The following is a 14525-nucleotide window of genomic DNA, read 5'->3' on the forward strand; positions in this document are numbered from 1 at the left end:
TCTCCTATACTTTCTCATTCATATTGTTGTATTGCTTTATAATCTGAATTTTCTTCCTGTAGCTGATATCTTGTGGAACAAAATCATTATTTCCATAAGTTTTAGCCTTACGAACCAATTCGTCCAATTCGGTTGTTGTAGGCGCAAATAACCACAGTATAAACTCTGTATTATAGACTTCTTGTCGGATGCTTTCTTCAACTTTAATTTGGCTTTGAAGCCAAATTTCACGATCCTTGAGTTGTAAAAAACGTCTATCATTTACTGATAACTTAGACATTTCTTGTCGCACTAAATCCAAATGATGGCGCAAGTCAGAAATTTGCGTATCTGTATTTGTTGGTAAAGTTGTCGTCTCCACTTGGATATTCGGTCCAAATCGAGTCAACCAGGTTTCAAAATTTTCAATAGTTCTCATAACCTCGTTATAAGACATCGATCCTAAATCTTTACCTGGTATCTCCATCAGCTGCAAGTAGCCATAATCAACTAACTGGATATAAGCCTGGCTGTTTGGAATGATTGATTTTACATCTAACAACTCAACGCAAGAATGTAAATCAAAATATTCCTGCGTTTGTTTCTTTGTTTCTTGGATACGTCCCAGAGGGCGTTTCTCGTTTTTTGAGGGTTGAATTTGTTTAATCGCCATTATGGTTTTCTCCTTCTGATATAATTCAAGCTAATATAACGTTTTCTTCTTCGTCTGAAGAAAAGAAACATGCTGTGCCAGTTCTTTTTGCCACCGTTAGCTGGTAACACCAGATACAAACTCAAAACTGGTGTTAAAAAAATGAATGCGAACATCTGTATCCACTGGCTTTTAGGAAAGATTTTTAAGCCAACGCTCAAAGCGATTACTCCAGTAATTCCTACAAAAGCAATATCTAGAATAAGAAGGCCTATAATCTTGATTTTGGCATAGATATCTCTAGGTACACCGTATTTTTCACCGTACATGAATTTCTCCTTTATATTTGTTTTGACACTCACATTATAATGAATAATCGAAAATATCTTTTAAAGGGACAATAGCATTTTTGCCATTATCTTTCAGGAAGTAAATACACAAAAAGTTATATACTTTTTTGCACAATAAAAGAAGCCTCAATCTTGAGACTTCTTAACTAAATCAAAGAATGATTCTTCAGAAAGAAAAGTAATCAATTGGCCTTCTGATAGTCTTCTAAGCGCTGCATCATGCTTCTTAGAACTTTTATCTGGATCAAAAAGATTCAACTGCTTGTGTCCTACAACCAATATATCTGTCCTAGAAGACACATAGTTTTGCACGACAGCCCCTTTACTTTCTAAAAATCGTATGGCTTCTTCTCGAGTTAGAGGACGTAAGCTTCCTGTGATAACAATATTCTTCCCTGTTAAATCCATAATTCATCCTATTCCTCCTCTTCAGGACTTTCAGCACCTGTGATATGACGTCCTCCTTGCATACGCTGTCCTGCTTGTTGCATCTGTTGGTTCATGTAATTCATTTGACTCATACTCTGTTGAAATTTTTGTTGAGAAGAGTCTGGTTGTTTCGGTGCTTGTGTCGATTCTACAACTGATTGAGATGAACCTTGGGTTGGTGGCTCCGTTCCTCCAGTTAGATGAGGTGAATCTTGAATTGGAGCTTCCGTTCCTCCAGTTGGATGAGTTGACTCTTTAATTGGTGGCTCCGCTCCTTCAGTTTGAAGTGGTGGATCTTGAATTGGGGACTCCACTCCTTCAGCTGAAGAAGTTGGATCGACAATAGGTGCGTCCGTTGTTCCTGGGTCAATTGGAGGCTCAGGAATATCAACTGGTCCAGGCTGATTAATACCAGGAACTGCATCGTTTTTCAATGCGTTATAGGTCGCATTTTGAGCAGAGACAGCCTTATCATCCAGCTTATCTAAAACGTTACCAACTGCCCCTTTCCCATTTTGCATGGCTTCAAATGCTTTCCATTCTGCCAAATCAACCATATTACTTACACCACCTTTGGCCGCATTCATCAAGCCCTGATCTTTTATAGAGTTCAAAGCACCTTGAATACCACCTCCAGTTCTGGCTAGGCTATTTCCTAGAATCTGACTTCCTTTAGACAAGGCATCTGGAGCTTTTTGTGCCATATCCATACCAAATTGACCAAGTGCCATACCACCATTAAAGAGACCGCCTGCTCCAGCCGCAAAGGCATTGCCCATCATCATAGCTCCGAGCAGTTGTTGAGCTGTTTCACTATGACCTGTTGAAACTCCAAGCCAGCGCTCAATCATGGCCACTCCTTGCATAGCTGCGAAGAATACTCCAACATAAACAAAGGCAGCTGCTAGGCACTGTTCCCACATGTTGAGTCCGTCAAAGAATCCGCCAGAAAGCTTCGATACAGCTGAGACAGAAAGGATTGGTAAATCTCTGAAAATCTCAAGGGTTACACGCATAATGATAACTTCAAAGAAGATTCCTGCCAAGGCACCGCCAATCGTTCTTAACAACTCTTTGTATTTCTTTGAGTTTGATAGAGAACTATAGCCGAGAATCGGAGAAATCATTGCTTCAATCAGAATATCAAAAACTGATTTGACGAGCTTGATGATCATGCTGACCAATAGAACAATCAGGATAATGTACTGGAGAAACATCCCTATCCAGTTGACTTTATAGCGCATGTAAACTGATTCAAAAGCACTCAATTGATTAATGAGGCGGTGTTCTGTAATGCTTTCAACTCCTGTATTATTAGAATTCAACTTATGGAGGAACAAGCCTTTAATTCCTGCTATTTTGTCGTCTTCCTGCATCCTCTTTAGCATTTCTGGATTTGTTGTACCATAGTTTGCCCCAAAATCAATCTTGGTCGCAAAATCAGTTGTATCCCGCTGTGCAGGGTCATCCGTGATATTATTGACAGGAGTAGAGCCTTCCTGAACAGGCTTGATGAAGCCATAATCATCCATTGGAAACAGCTCCGTAGAAAAATCTTTGTAGATCAAGACTTTTAAGTCTACTACATTATTTTTCATGGGCTGAAGAGCCAAGGAAGAAATCGGTTGGCTACCAGATGGCGCTTCACTGGAGACTGTCTGGATAGACATGGCATCCTGTGCCACTGCTGTTGAGATGGTGGTCAAAGCTAGTGGCAATACGGCAGTTACAGCCGTTACCAAAAGGAAATTCGTGATGACCCCTTTGTATTTGACTGGCTTTGTAAAAACTCCAGCGACAGCCGACACGACCAAAATCAGGGTGAACAAGGACGTCCCCAATAACTGAAACCAGTAAAAGAACTGGCCTATAATCGTCTTCTGGTCGCCCAGATAACCGAAGAGACCAAAGAGCTTGAACATATTATTAAAAACATGTTCTAGGCTGGAAGTGATTTGATAAAGAGCCTTGACAATCCCTCCTGGTAAATAAGTGAGAAATGCCATAAATGCAGGAGTCGGTTCTAAATAGTTGCCCCAGTAGGAATAAAATTCCGCCAGCTTTTTTGCATTCTCGCCTGTGATTTCACCATTGAGATTCTTGACCTCATTCACCAAATCTGAAAAGGTTTGATAGTGCACTAAAGGTACCTTCTTTCTTTCTAAGATACCCCTATCATATTCGATAATGGCAAAATCGTTTTTAAAGGGACAATGAAATTCTGACAACAAAAAAAGCCTCAAGTAATTGAGACTTTTGTAAATTAATCTGCGGTTCCGTTGAAATCATAGAAAGCATTGTCCTCTTTATAGCCACGAAGGAGTTCAATAATTCGGATTTTTTTACCACCCTCAGTCAAGACGACTTGATAATAGGCACCTGCATCCTCAGGCTTATCTGCATTATCACCAACAGCGATTGTAAAGTTATCCTTTCCTTTCAGCTGACTTTCTAAACTTACAATCGTTCCTCTGAAAGTGGCTGGAATAGTCTTTACTTGTTCCTCTGATAGGACACTGTACTTAACACTTCTACCGTCGTTATTCGAGATGGTTCGTTCTGCTTTATCAAATTTCAAGGTAGTTCCTACTCCACCCTTAAAAACAGAACTATCAGAACTATGTTCTGGTGAGAAGCCTGTATAGCTATCCTTTAGCACATTTTTAGCAATAGAATCAGGTGATTTTTGACCACAAGCTCCAAGTATAATCAAGGCTAAACCTACTAAAACAATTCTTAAAAAGTACTTTGCTTTCATCATTTATCTCCTAACCATTGTTTATTTTATTATAGCAAACAGCTTTTTTTCTTGCAAGTGTTTATATAACTTATTGTATATCTTTTTAGATAACTTCATCCGCAAAGAAGTCGTCTCCATCATCATAATAATCATAGTCACCGTGAATGACACTAGCTACAGCCGCCTGGAATAGTTCATCTGTAGATGTAAATGATTGGGATTGTACCTTTTGTCCTTTACTATGACGACCTGATAGTTTAGGAGTTTCCCCATTGTTGCTGAGGAGAGGCATAGTCAAACGTTGCCTCCAGTCTATGATGTTGTTGAAGGCTGTACCTGCATCAACTGCGATCTCCTGAAGTTCTAGCTCACGGTGCGCACTTTCGACTGGAATATCCGCAAGAGTCATCGATGTATCAAACTCCTCTTGTAAAAACATGTACTTGTAAGGGAAGCTGTTCTTATCATGTGCGAAGATTGGATCCGTTGTGACCTTACGTCCAGCATTATCCCGTCCCTTGACTCCACGTAAGATAACCGCTTCTCCTTCCTGGAGCTTGGCCAATTGTGTTGGTGTCAACAACTCTTGTTTTGGATTCTCGACAGCTACATTTGGATTGGCTTCGTCCAAGATATTGCTGGAGCGCCGTCTTCTGGTGATGGTACGTGTACCCAGGTCAGCACTAAATTTCTTATTGGTATCTGAAGATGTTGTTTTAACATAAACCTTCAATGAACAGTTGTCCATAATGGTTCGAGCAACATTTTGGCCGTATTTATCATCCAATTGCTCCAGATTTTGAATCCATAGGTAATAGAGAATGTTTTGTCCCAATCCAATAGATATTTTTGTATCCATGTGAGGAATCGCAGGGATATTTGTAAACTCATCTAAGATATGGAGAATCCGATTAATACATTTACGACCACTTGAGAGAGCAAGCTCATAGTTAGCATTGAATAGCTGATCTAAAAATAACGAAACAATACCATTATACTCTGTTCGGTTTGGCGGTGTTACCAGGTAGATGACTTTCGGTTTATCTGAATAGACCAGTTCAATATCCGACTCCTGAAGAAGATTTTTAGTATCTTCTTTATTCTTAAGGACGGTTATATCGATATGATCTAAAATCGGCTTCTTGCTATACTCATCTAGTTCCAGACTATCTCCGTTTCTTCGATAGACTTTTTCAGCTGAAAATTGAAAGATTTGATCTCGAACAGGGGAATGCCCATTGTTCTTATGATTGAAATCAATCGTTACCGTAAACTGATCTGGAAGTTTAGGCTCAATGGCATATGTCAGATAGCCTTCCCCGTCAACTAAAGCCGTCGCTTGCTTTATATAATCGACTTTCTTTTCGACTTTCCCCCACTTCTTCAATCCTGTAATCGTTACTTTAGCAGTTTTGTGCTTGAACTCATTTTTAAGTTGGCTATTGGTGCTTGATCTCAACTTGACAGACAATCGACGTGGGAAGCCAACAGACTCTAAATCAATAGAGTTTTTAGAAGTCAGTTTGGCCACGTTGTCTTGCAAGAACAGGTTGATTCCTGTCATCATGCTAGAGTAGACATTCCCTTTAGTCTCATCACCACCAAAGTCTGAAGCACGAAATTCGATATCAGCCATTTGTCTAAATTTCGAGAATTGTTGTTGATTGACTTGTCTCAAATTATCAAAATAGACTGTGATTTTTGACTTTTTCGACACTTGTTGTTCTCTGCTTGGATTCTCGACGATTTCTCCAGCACCATCTACAAAGACTTCTTCAGACCCCATTGTCGCCAAGAATTTCGCAACGTTAGGGATCGTAATGGTATCCCAGGCATCGTCTTCACCATTTTGATAGGTTTCATTAGCTCGATCCATCAAAGCCATTGTAAGAGCATTAAACAGGGATATAGATGACTTACGGAAGTATTCAGCATTCCCCTTCTCTCCACCTTTTTGTTTCGGATAAATGGATTCTGCGACTGCATTGACATAGGTTTGAGTCTTCTCATAGTAGCCCTTCTTTGCGGCAGCGATGGCTAGAGCTAGCGGATTGAAAGACATAGACCAATCCATATTTTGGAAAGAAAGAACATTGACATCATAGTCACGTTGCCTCATGAGTTTGTAGGAGGCTTGATAATGTTCCCCTTTCGGGTCTGCTAGTACCATCGATGGCTGCAATTCAGCACGACTGTTGATTTCAATTGCTGGAGTAATATGACCTTCACCCTTACCTGAACGAGTCATCCCAATTCCTAACAGATTCGTCGGCTTATCTTCAATGTAATAATATCCAGAAGGAAAAGCTAACGTGCCTAAAATCCGCTCCGCATTTGTCACGTATCGGCTCATTTTTCTATTTTGCCATAACATTTGAGTTCTCAGTGTTTGTCCTGCTAAATCATGAGTCAGTTCATGAAGTACAGGAGCTCCACCTTCACCTGGATAAGTTAAATCTTTATTGGGGATCTTTTTGTATTGACGACGAATTTCATCAATCGTCACAAAACGGTCATCTCCTTCTTCATTGTTGTTATAGTCTCGAAACTGCTCGAAGTTCACCCAGGCAGATTTCCAGGCGATAACTAATCCCAGTAAAAAGATTGGAAATGCTAAAATCGGTGCTATCAAGAAGACTTTAGCGTTCAATAAACTTTGAAATAAGAGGCTGTTTAAGTCAAAGTTTACGGCCTTACTAGCATCTTTAAACGACCAAATACTAAAATAGAGAAAGCGGATTGTAGCCCTCAAAACAGTAACCAGGTAATTGGTTAAGATAAAAGCAATAAAGCTAAAACCTAATCCCATATAAACAAAACTACGGTAACTTTTAAAATAAAGAATGGGTTTCATTTCTTTATCAAAACGTTTCCGTTCCCGTTTTACAAAGGGAATCATATAAAGAATTCGAAAGAGAATATTCCAAAGAATGAGGGAGACAAGCGCAATGATTTTTGGAATCAATAACTTTACCCATTTGAACAGCCCTCTGGCTGATTGCTTCCATACCTGTTCCCAATCAATCGCATTGCGACCTTTCCAACTTCTTTTAAAAATCTGCTGAAGAAAACTCTTGCTTTTTAGTAACCGCTGATACTGCCTTAAGAAGTAAGGTTGAAAGAGTCTGAAGAGGTAATAACCTGCGACTCCTAAAAAAAGTAAGGTATTGATCCAACTGGCTCGAATCAATTGGATAAGGGTATAAAATACTACTTCAAATAACTCAAACAAACTACTACCCCCTTACACCTTCCAAAAACCATTCCATTTTTCGAGTATAGAAGCTCGAAAAGAGAAATATGTGAAACTGTAGCCTTGGAGAGGCTTTCTCATAACGGTTAAAATAGTTTTCCAACCATTTCTCTCCATCCAACTGAAGAACATTCAATCGACTGGATCGACTTTGTTCTAAGTAATTGGTCACCTGAAGAGATTCCGCAATCAATTCATCAGACAGATAATTGTATTTTTGTCTTGTCATCATTGCACTCCTTTCTGATTATTTCTTAGTTCCCCTCTATTCTAAAGGATAATATCAAATTCTTTGTTAAAGGGACAAAAGATATTGTTGTACCATAAGTTATATAACTTTTTATACAATAAATAAGCAACAAAAAAAGCACACAAGTGTTCTTGTATGCTTTCAATACCTTTAGAATGGGGAATCCGCATCCATTGGTTCAGGATAGGATGGAGGAATAGAACTTGGTGTCGGCTGAGAAAATCCCTGTTGTTCCTGCTTACGTCGGTTCGATGCTTCCCTATTTTCAAGGAAAGTAATTCCTCCTTGTTGGTTTGGTGAAATAAACTGATACGTCCGACGTTGACCTTGTTCATCGTTATATGGTCGTTGGATAATTTCTCCTTTTAAGAGAATTGGAGAGCCTTTTGATAGACTCTGAGCCATCAATTCTGCTTGTTTTCCGTATACTTGCACATGGAAGAAACTAGAAATTGGTTTATTTGTATCATCAGTCATACTAGAGTCACAAACAAACTCAAATTTGAAACTGGCATGACCATTTTGAGTTTGACCTACTGCATCATTTGGAATAAATGCAACACGTCCAGAAGCAATAAATACTTGCATTTTTTCTCCTTTCAATAAAGACCACAAGAGAGTTATACCCCAGCTTGTGGTCATTCTTTCATTTTAATTCATCAAATTAGTTTTCTTTCGACTTACGAAGACCTGCAAGACTCAATAATCCCAAAATCATTCCCACAACTGGAAGCATGCTTGCTGCTGATCCTGTATTTGGAAGTGATGGTTGGGGATTTGGTTTTCCAGGTTCTTCAGGTTTTGGTGGAGTGTGGGTTGTTACCTTGGCAGTCATTTCTTGTCCATTGACAATATTGACAAAAGTATTCTCAACTTCTCCAGCCGCAATACGCTCAACTTCGATGTAGAAGTCTGCATCAAAAGTACCTTTAACTCCCAGAGAATTTAGGAAATCTTGATTGATAACGTAAGACCATTGCCCACCTTTGGCATCCCACTTAACAGTCACAAGTTTCTTGATGAACTCTGAATTGGTATCTTGGTTGAACTCAAATGTAAAGGCATAAGAGCTACCTTTGGAAATCTTATCTCCTGCCTTAATCACTTTACCATCCTTAAGGATAACATCGTAAGGCAACGTTAGATCTTTTTCAGCAGTATATTCTGTTCCCTTAACGATACCCTTCCAATTACCAGTATATCGGTCATGCTTAGTATCAAGCTTGTCCACACCGTCATATTGGTACAACGTATGGTGTCTTTCTGGAATAGTTGCACCATCAAGAAGGTACTGAATCAATTCACCTAGCTGGACTTCTTTGCCATCAAGAACTTTCTGACCTGTTTTATCAAGCGCATGTTTTTCTGGGTGTTTTGGTTTAGGTGGCTCTGGTGTACGAGTAATAACCTTGGCAGTCATTTCTTGTTTATTGACAATATTGATGAAAGTATTCTCAATCTTATCACCAGTTTCAATACGCTCCGCCTCGATGTAGAAGTCCGCATCGAAGCTACCTTTGACTCCTAAAGAGTTTAGGAAGTCCTGGTTGATAACGTAAGACCATTGACCACCTTTGGCATCCCACTTAACAGTCACAAGCTTCTTGATAAACTCTGAATTAGTGCCTTGGTTGAACTCAAATGTAAAGGCATAAGAGCTACCTTTGGAAATCTTATCTCCTGCCTTGATAACCTTACCATTTTTCAATGTCACATCATAAGGTAACACAAGCTCTTTTTCTGCTGTGTATTCTGTGCCCTTGATGATACCCTTCCAATTACCAGTATATCGGTCATGCTTAGTATCAAGCTTGTCCACACCGTCATATTGGTACAATGTATCATGTTTTTCTGGAACAGTTACTCCATCAAGAAGGTACTGAACAAAATCACCTAGCTGGACTTCTTTGCCATCAAGGACTTTCTTGCCAGTTCTATCAAGTACATGTTTTTCTGGCTTAACATTTGGAACTTCAACTGTTACAAGATTTGACTGATAACTATTACCAAAGTCAATTTGTTTAAAGTCATTCTTGACTTTCTCCCCTGCTTTAACCAGGAGTTTAGCTGGGAGATCAATCGTCACGTTTTTATTTTGTTTCACGTAGTTTTGGTAAAAACTCTTAGAATCCTTCGCTACCCAGAGATAGAACTCTCCTCTAGGTTGCAGGTTCAATTCCTTCAGGATTTTATTGATTGCATCGGTACGTCCTTTGTCTGAAAGCACGTGATGCATGTCAAACAAGCTTTTTACGTCTTTACCAGCAGCAGTCATTTTGATATTACCTTGATAAACTGAGAATGCACCATCTTGGACATCATCCAAAATAGCAAACTTCTTGCCAAGTGCTTTCTCTGAAGCAATGGTTTTAGCGTAAGGGCTGTAATCTGTCATCAAGCGGAAGGTCACGTTGCGGTCAAATGTTGTTGCACCGTTGATATCCTTACCAGAACGATCCAGAACAGCTTTGACTGGTTTTGGCGGTTTTGGTGTTTTGGTGGTAACAGTGTTTGAGTACACTTCGTATTTATTCACTAACACTTTATAAGTGTTGTCATAGAAACCTTTATCATAGATTGGCTTCCAGGTAATCACAGGAGCTGCTAAACGCTTCCCTTCGTAGGTTGCAGTAAAGGTATACGTATTCTTTCCTGCATCATAGGCAACGCCCCATCCTGCTTTCTCTGCCGCTGCCTTTGTAACAGCAACATCAGGAACTGCTCCAGCTTCAAGCGGATCAATGATGGTAATCTTATCCCCTTTTTTAAGGTTCGCATAAATATTGTCATGATGCAATGTATAAAGCTGAGTAGCATTTTTAGCTACTGTTTGACCGTTTGTATTGGTCTTATCTGTATCTGCTACAGATTTGCGGACAACTGGCTTATACTGCAATTTGTAGCCGTGATAACTTGCTGATAATTTCTGATTTTTGGTTTCAGAAAGAGTTTTAAGCGCCAAGGTTGGCTTAACTGGATTCTTCGCTTTAACCAACTCAGCTGATACAGGTTCAGGCTTAACTGGCTTCACGGTTGTTTTAGTAATGGTTGCAGTAGCTGGAATTTCAACAACTGGCGTTACAACCTTCGTATTCAAAGCGAACCAGTAAGTTTGACCATTTGGATTATCTGGTCCATCCCATTGGATAAATTCGGTTGTGAAGGCTGTCCCTTTCTTGAAAACACCAAGTGCAGCGCCCTTGTATTGGTAAGGTGAGTCAGATGTATCCCAAAGATGCCCTACATCTTCTTGGCGGTTGTAGTCTTCAGCGTAAACATAACCATAATTCTTGTTATAGGTTACAGTTGAGCCGTTAATTTCAACATGAGTTCCGTTAATGGCTTTCGCACCTTCCCAACCAATAATATTATGGTTGAGTGAGGAATAGGTCAGGGTTGCAGGAGTCTTTTCACTTGCTTGGAAGGCTACTTCTTTCCCATCCACATTGTAGTAGTAGGTATCCGTAACCAAGAAATTCATGTAGTCTGCTGCTCCACCAGCTCCATCATTACGAGCTACTACAAATCCTTCTGTTGGATCGTTCAGGACATAGACATCATTCAATCCTGTCTTCCCTTGATTAAGAATCTCGAATTTTCGATGGATACGAGAAATATCATGCTTTTTACCATCTGCAGTTGAAACGGTCAAACCTTTCAGTTTAGTGTAGTCAACTTCTGTTTTCCATCCAGTGCCAACATCCTTGTATTTCAAGACTTTAGTTGAGTCAAGAACACGAGTATAGCCTGATGTACCATTTGATGAGGCGATGTAATCTTTAGTAGTTACATGCGCTCCTGAAGCCGAGGACTTCACTGTTGCTTCAGGATTTGCTGTCGCAACACTAAGGGCTTGCAAGACTACTTCTTTAGTGTAGCCTTCCGTACTTGTTTTAGATTGAAGTTCATTGTATTTCTTCTGCCAGTCTGCTTGTGCTTTCTTAGCCTTGTTATAAGCTGCTTGGTTTTGTTTCCCAATTTGCTTAGCTTCATCAGCTGAAGAAACTTCTTGAGTTTTAGAGGTTAAAAGTACACCAGAGTTTTTCAAATCTGTTGATTTACGATCAGCATCTTGGTTGACTTGATCACTAGCATTCTTCTTCTCTGTGTAGGCAGCCATGAGGGCTTTGTTAAGCTCCACTTTGCCTTTTGCAGTCGCAATAGCCTGGTCATTTTGTTTCTTCAATGCTTCTACTTCTGCGACTGAAGAGACCGTACGTGTAACGACTTTAACGTCAACCTTTTCTTTCTTCAGCTGTTCAGATGCGCTTTCTACCGCTTTGTTTAGAGCAGTAGCTTGTTCAACAGTAGCATCATACTTAGATTTTTCATCTTGGTATTTTGTTACGGCTTGTTGGTTCTCTGACAAAACCTGTTTAGCTGTTTGAGTAGCTTTCTTGTTTTTGTCTGCTGAACCATCTGTAGCAGTCGAACTGTCATTCGTCACTGTGACAGTTGTTTCCCCTTCATGCTTGGCTTTTTCATCAGCTACAAATTGATTGTTAGCTTGAATAGTTTTTTGCGCTTCCTTGAAGGCTGTATTGTTTTCAACTTGTTTTGTAGTCGCTTCTTCAAGTTCCTTGACTTGCTTGTCCTGATCTTGTTTAATCTCAGACTTAGACTGTTCAAGTTTTGGAGCAGTGGTATCTGTTCCCTTATCAACAATCTGAGTTTCAGAAACGTTCACCCCTGCTTCTTTTGCTTTTTCAGCAGCCTTTGTAACTGCTCCATTATCAATCGTTACAGACTGGCTTCCTGTTGCTTTACCAGCTTGTGTAGCATAAATGTTATTGTCGTTTTTGCTTTCAGGCTGAACTGCTTCATCCGCAAATGCTGAACCTGCAGAGAAGGCTACAATACCTGCAACTGCAATTCCTGATACTAGGCCTTTAGCCCATTTTTTCTTACGGAAATATCCGTGTCCTTGTGTTTTTTCTGTCATTTTTCTTTCTCCTTCACTTAATTAAAATAGTTTCTTCTTGTAGAAATAACCTACTGCCGTCAACAACATAGCCCCAATAGTACCTAGAATGCTTTCAGCAGTTCCAGTGTTTGGAAGTGTTTTAAGTTTGCCTTCTTTATCAGTAACAGAGATAGTCTTATCTTCGTTAACAGTACCACCGATCTCTTCAGGAGCTACTACAGATCCATTTGAAAGGACTACGTTTCCGTTTTGCGTGCTAACAATTGAAGCTCCTGTATTCGTTTCAACTGGTTCTTTTGTCACGTCATGCACTACTTGACCTGTTGAAGTTGAAGTAGTTCCAATTTGTGACTTCCCTTGTTGGTTCGCTTGATCAGTAGTTTTTGGCTGTTCATCTGGAACACCATCGAGGCTTCCTGCGTTATCTTTATCTTGCGCCTTATCTGAAGGCGCTGGTTTATCAGTTGGCACTCCGTCAAGACTTCCTGCGTTGTCTTTGTCTTGTGGTTTATCTGATGGTGTTGGTACACCATCAAGGCTACCTGCATTATCCTTGTCCTGTGGCTTATCAGAAGTTGCTGGATTGTCTGTTGGTACCCCGTCAAGACTTCCTGCGTTGTCTTTGTCTTGTACACTTGGTGTTGTTGGGTCAACTGGAGTAACTGAAGGCTCTGTTGGCTGAGTTGCTGGTGCCTCTGTTTCTGTTGAAGCGCTAGGTGTTGTTGGCGTAACAACTTCTGTCGCTGGAGCAGAAGAATCAATTGGTGCAAGCTCGTCTGCTGATACATAACCAGCTTGTGCAAGTGCGATAGTTGAAAGTGCTAGTGCAGCTAATACATTTTTCTTGTTCATTTTAATTTTTCCTTTTCTAATTTTTAAGATAATTTGATTCTTTTGGTTCTGTTTCTACAACAAATCCATATTTTGAAGAATCAGAAGCTTTTACATCAAAAGTTAATCTAACGCTAGATGATTTATCCCCTCTTTTGACAGACAGGATATAGGAAACCGTATATTTTTGAGTTTCTGAATCATAATTCAATTTCTCTAAAATAACGGACTGTAAAATCCCTTCTTTTGGTTTGGTAAATTTTGCATCACCTTCAGAAAGAAAATCTACTAGGTTTTCTTTTTTGCCCGAGTAATAAGAAGGTAAGAAATAACGGCTAAATACATCAACTTCATTTTTTGTTGAAATGATAAGTTGAGTATTTTTTTGTTCCTGATATAAGAAATTTACTTTTTCGGACTGGTTTGATAGTTGAGCGAAAGCAAAAAATACGCAAATGATATTTATTACTGACAACACTCCCAAAACACCTAAAAATAGATAAAATTTCTTCAGAGAAGTTGACCGCTTTTGAGATACGGGAGCCGTAACATCTGTTTGATTCCTTGCATTTGGAACAGGTGGCAAGCGATTAGGTTGTGAAACAGCCATCGTCTCACCTTCAGCTGGGAAAATAGGAAGAGAAGAATCAGACAATCCCATACTTTGTTTATATACAGGATAAATCTGGTTCTCAAAATACTCCCTTTTTTCTTGATAGCTGTAATTTGCAAATTCAGAGCGAGTAAGTATCGATTGAATGAGGGGAAGCAAGAGGTTTTCATAGTCTTCAGTAATAAGGAACGGACTAGCATAAACCTCTCCTTCTGTTACCACGCTTTTCCCTTCCAGATGGGCGATGGCAACTTTTTTCAGCTGAAACTGACCATACATCTGTTTCAACTCTCTAAATAACAACTCTGCCTGTTGAAATGTTAGGTAGGGGAAATTTTTTGAAATCCGCTGAGAATAACCTGAACTATGATCCAATACATCGATGATAGCAAGTAACTCACTATCATCCTCTGGACCTCTTCCATCTTCCCAGGTAATTTCTAGAAATAGATCATCTGTAATCGTACAGCGACCTTTATTAAAGAGTGAAAAAGCCATAAATCA

11 protein-coding genes are annotated in these 14525 nt (G+C 39.6%); all 11 read right to left on the reverse strand.

Features of this window, described 5'->3' with window-relative positions; genetic code table 11:
* Positions 1-4: 4 nt before the first annotated feature.
* The 11 genes from KBU52_RS06035 to KBU52_RS06085 all read right to left on the reverse strand — a co-directional run bounded on the left by KBU52_RS06035 (position 5) and on the right by KBU52_RS06085 (position 14519).
* The gene (locus KBU52_RS06035; RefSeq protein ID WP_033584669.1) at positions 5-652 is read right to left on the reverse strand and encodes a hypothetical protein; all 648 of its coding nucleotides are present in this window, start codon (positions 650-652) and stop codon (positions 5-7) included.
* Positions 652-960 carry a DUF5592 family protein gene (locus KBU52_RS06040; RefSeq protein WP_000274176.1) on the reverse strand — a complete coding sequence of 103 codons (309 nt, stop codon included), beginning with the start codon at positions 958-960 and terminating at the stop codon, positions 652-654. The genes KBU52_RS06035 and KBU52_RS06040 overlap by 1 nt, the downstream gene beginning before the upstream one ends.
* 147 nt (positions 961-1107) lie before the next feature.
* On the reverse strand, positions 1108-1389 hold the full coding sequence (locus KBU52_RS06045; protein ID WP_006151897.1) for a BRCT domain-containing protein: 282 nt from the start codon (positions 1387-1389) through the stop codon (positions 1108-1110).
* Between the two features lie 8 nt (positions 1390-1397).
* A complete protein-coding gene (locus KBU52_RS06050; protein WP_254724893.1) occupies positions 1398-3551 on the reverse strand; it encodes a pLS20_p028 family conjugation system transmembrane protein in 2154 nt (717 codons plus the stop codon).
* Between the two features lie 122 nt (positions 3552-3673).
* Positions 3674-4171, reverse strand: coding sequence for a hypothetical protein (locus KBU52_RS06055; protein ID WP_080561297.1), 498 nt, complete (start codon positions 4169-4171; stop codon positions 3674-3676).
* Positions 4172-4253: 82 nt separating this feature from the next.
* Positions 4254-7382 (reverse strand): VirD4-like conjugal transfer protein, CD1115 family, encoded by a 3129-nt coding sequence (locus KBU52_RS06060; RefSeq protein WP_033584665.1) that lies wholly within the window; start codon positions 7380-7382, stop codon positions 4254-4256.
* Between the two features lie 4 nt (positions 7383-7386).
* The gene (locus KBU52_RS06065; RefSeq protein ID WP_254724892.1) at positions 7387-7632 is read right to left on the reverse strand and encodes a hypothetical protein; all 246 of its coding nucleotides are present in this window, start codon (positions 7630-7632) and stop codon (positions 7387-7389) included.
* A gap of 171 nt (positions 7633-7803) precedes the next feature.
* Positions 7804-8241, reverse strand: coding sequence for a single-stranded DNA-binding protein (locus KBU52_RS06070; protein ID WP_254724891.1), 438 nt, complete (start codon positions 8239-8241; stop codon positions 7804-7806).
* Between the two features lie 76 nt (positions 8242-8317).
* Positions 8318-12595, reverse strand: coding sequence for an SspB-related isopeptide-forming adhesin (locus tag KBU52_RS06075; RefSeq protein WP_254724890.1), 4278 nt, complete (start codon positions 12593-12595; stop codon positions 8318-8320).
* A gap of 21 nt (positions 12596-12616) precedes the next feature.
* On the reverse strand, positions 12617-13429 hold the full coding sequence (locus KBU52_RS06080) for an LPXTG cell wall anchor domain-containing protein (protein WP_254724889.1): 813 nt from the start codon (positions 13427-13429) through the stop codon (positions 12617-12619).
* A gap of 16 nt (positions 13430-13445) precedes the next feature.
* The gene (locus tag KBU52_RS06085) at positions 13446-14519 is read right to left on the reverse strand and encodes a hypothetical protein (RefSeq protein WP_254724888.1); all 1074 of its coding nucleotides are present in this window, start codon (positions 14517-14519) and stop codon (positions 13446-13448) included.
* Between the last annotated feature and the right edge of the window lie 6 nt (positions 14520-14525).

This window comes from Streptococcus sp. 9.1(2021) (assembly GCF_030466425.1).
In the GTDB taxonomy this organism is placed as follows: Bacteria; Bacillota; Bacilli; order Lactobacillales; family Streptococcaceae; genus Streptococcus; species Streptococcus wuxiensis.

Excerpts from the sequence above, each read along its gene's own strand:
- KBU52_RS06035 (WP_033584669.1), bottom strand. The coding sequence starts at position 652 with ATGGCGATTAAACAAATTCAACCCTCAAAAAACGAGAAACGCCCTCTG.
- KBU52_RS06040 (WP_000274176.1), bottom strand. The coding sequence starts at position 960 with ATGTACGGTGAAAAATACGGTGTACCTAGAGATATCTATGCCAAAATC.
- KBU52_RS06045 (WP_006151897.1), bottom strand. The coding sequence starts at position 1,389 with ATGGATTTAACAGGGAAGAATATTGTTATCACAGGAAGCTTACGTCCT.
- KBU52_RS06055 (WP_080561297.1), bottom strand. The coding sequence starts at position 4,171 with ATGATGAAAGCAAAGTACTTTTTAAGAATTGTTTTAGTAGGTTTAGCC.
- KBU52_RS06065 (WP_254724892.1), bottom strand. The coding sequence starts at position 7,632 with ATGACAAGACAAAAATACAATTATCTGTCTGATGAATTGATTGCGGAA.
- KBU52_RS06070 (WP_254724891.1), bottom strand. The coding sequence starts at position 8,241 with ATGCAAGTATTTATTGCTTCTGGACGTGTTGCATTTATTCCAAATGAT.
- KBU52_RS06075 (WP_254724890.1), bottom strand. The coding sequence starts at position 12,595 with ATGACAGAAAAAACACAAGGACACGGATATTTCCGTAAGAAAAAATGG.
- KBU52_RS06080 (WP_254724889.1), bottom strand. The coding sequence starts at position 13,429 with ATGAACAAGAAAAATGTATTAGCTGCACTAGCACTTTCAACTATCGCA.
- KBU52_RS06085 (WP_254724888.1), bottom strand. The coding sequence starts at position 14,519 with ATGGCTTTTTCACTCTTTAATAAAGGTCGCTGTACGATTACAGATGAT.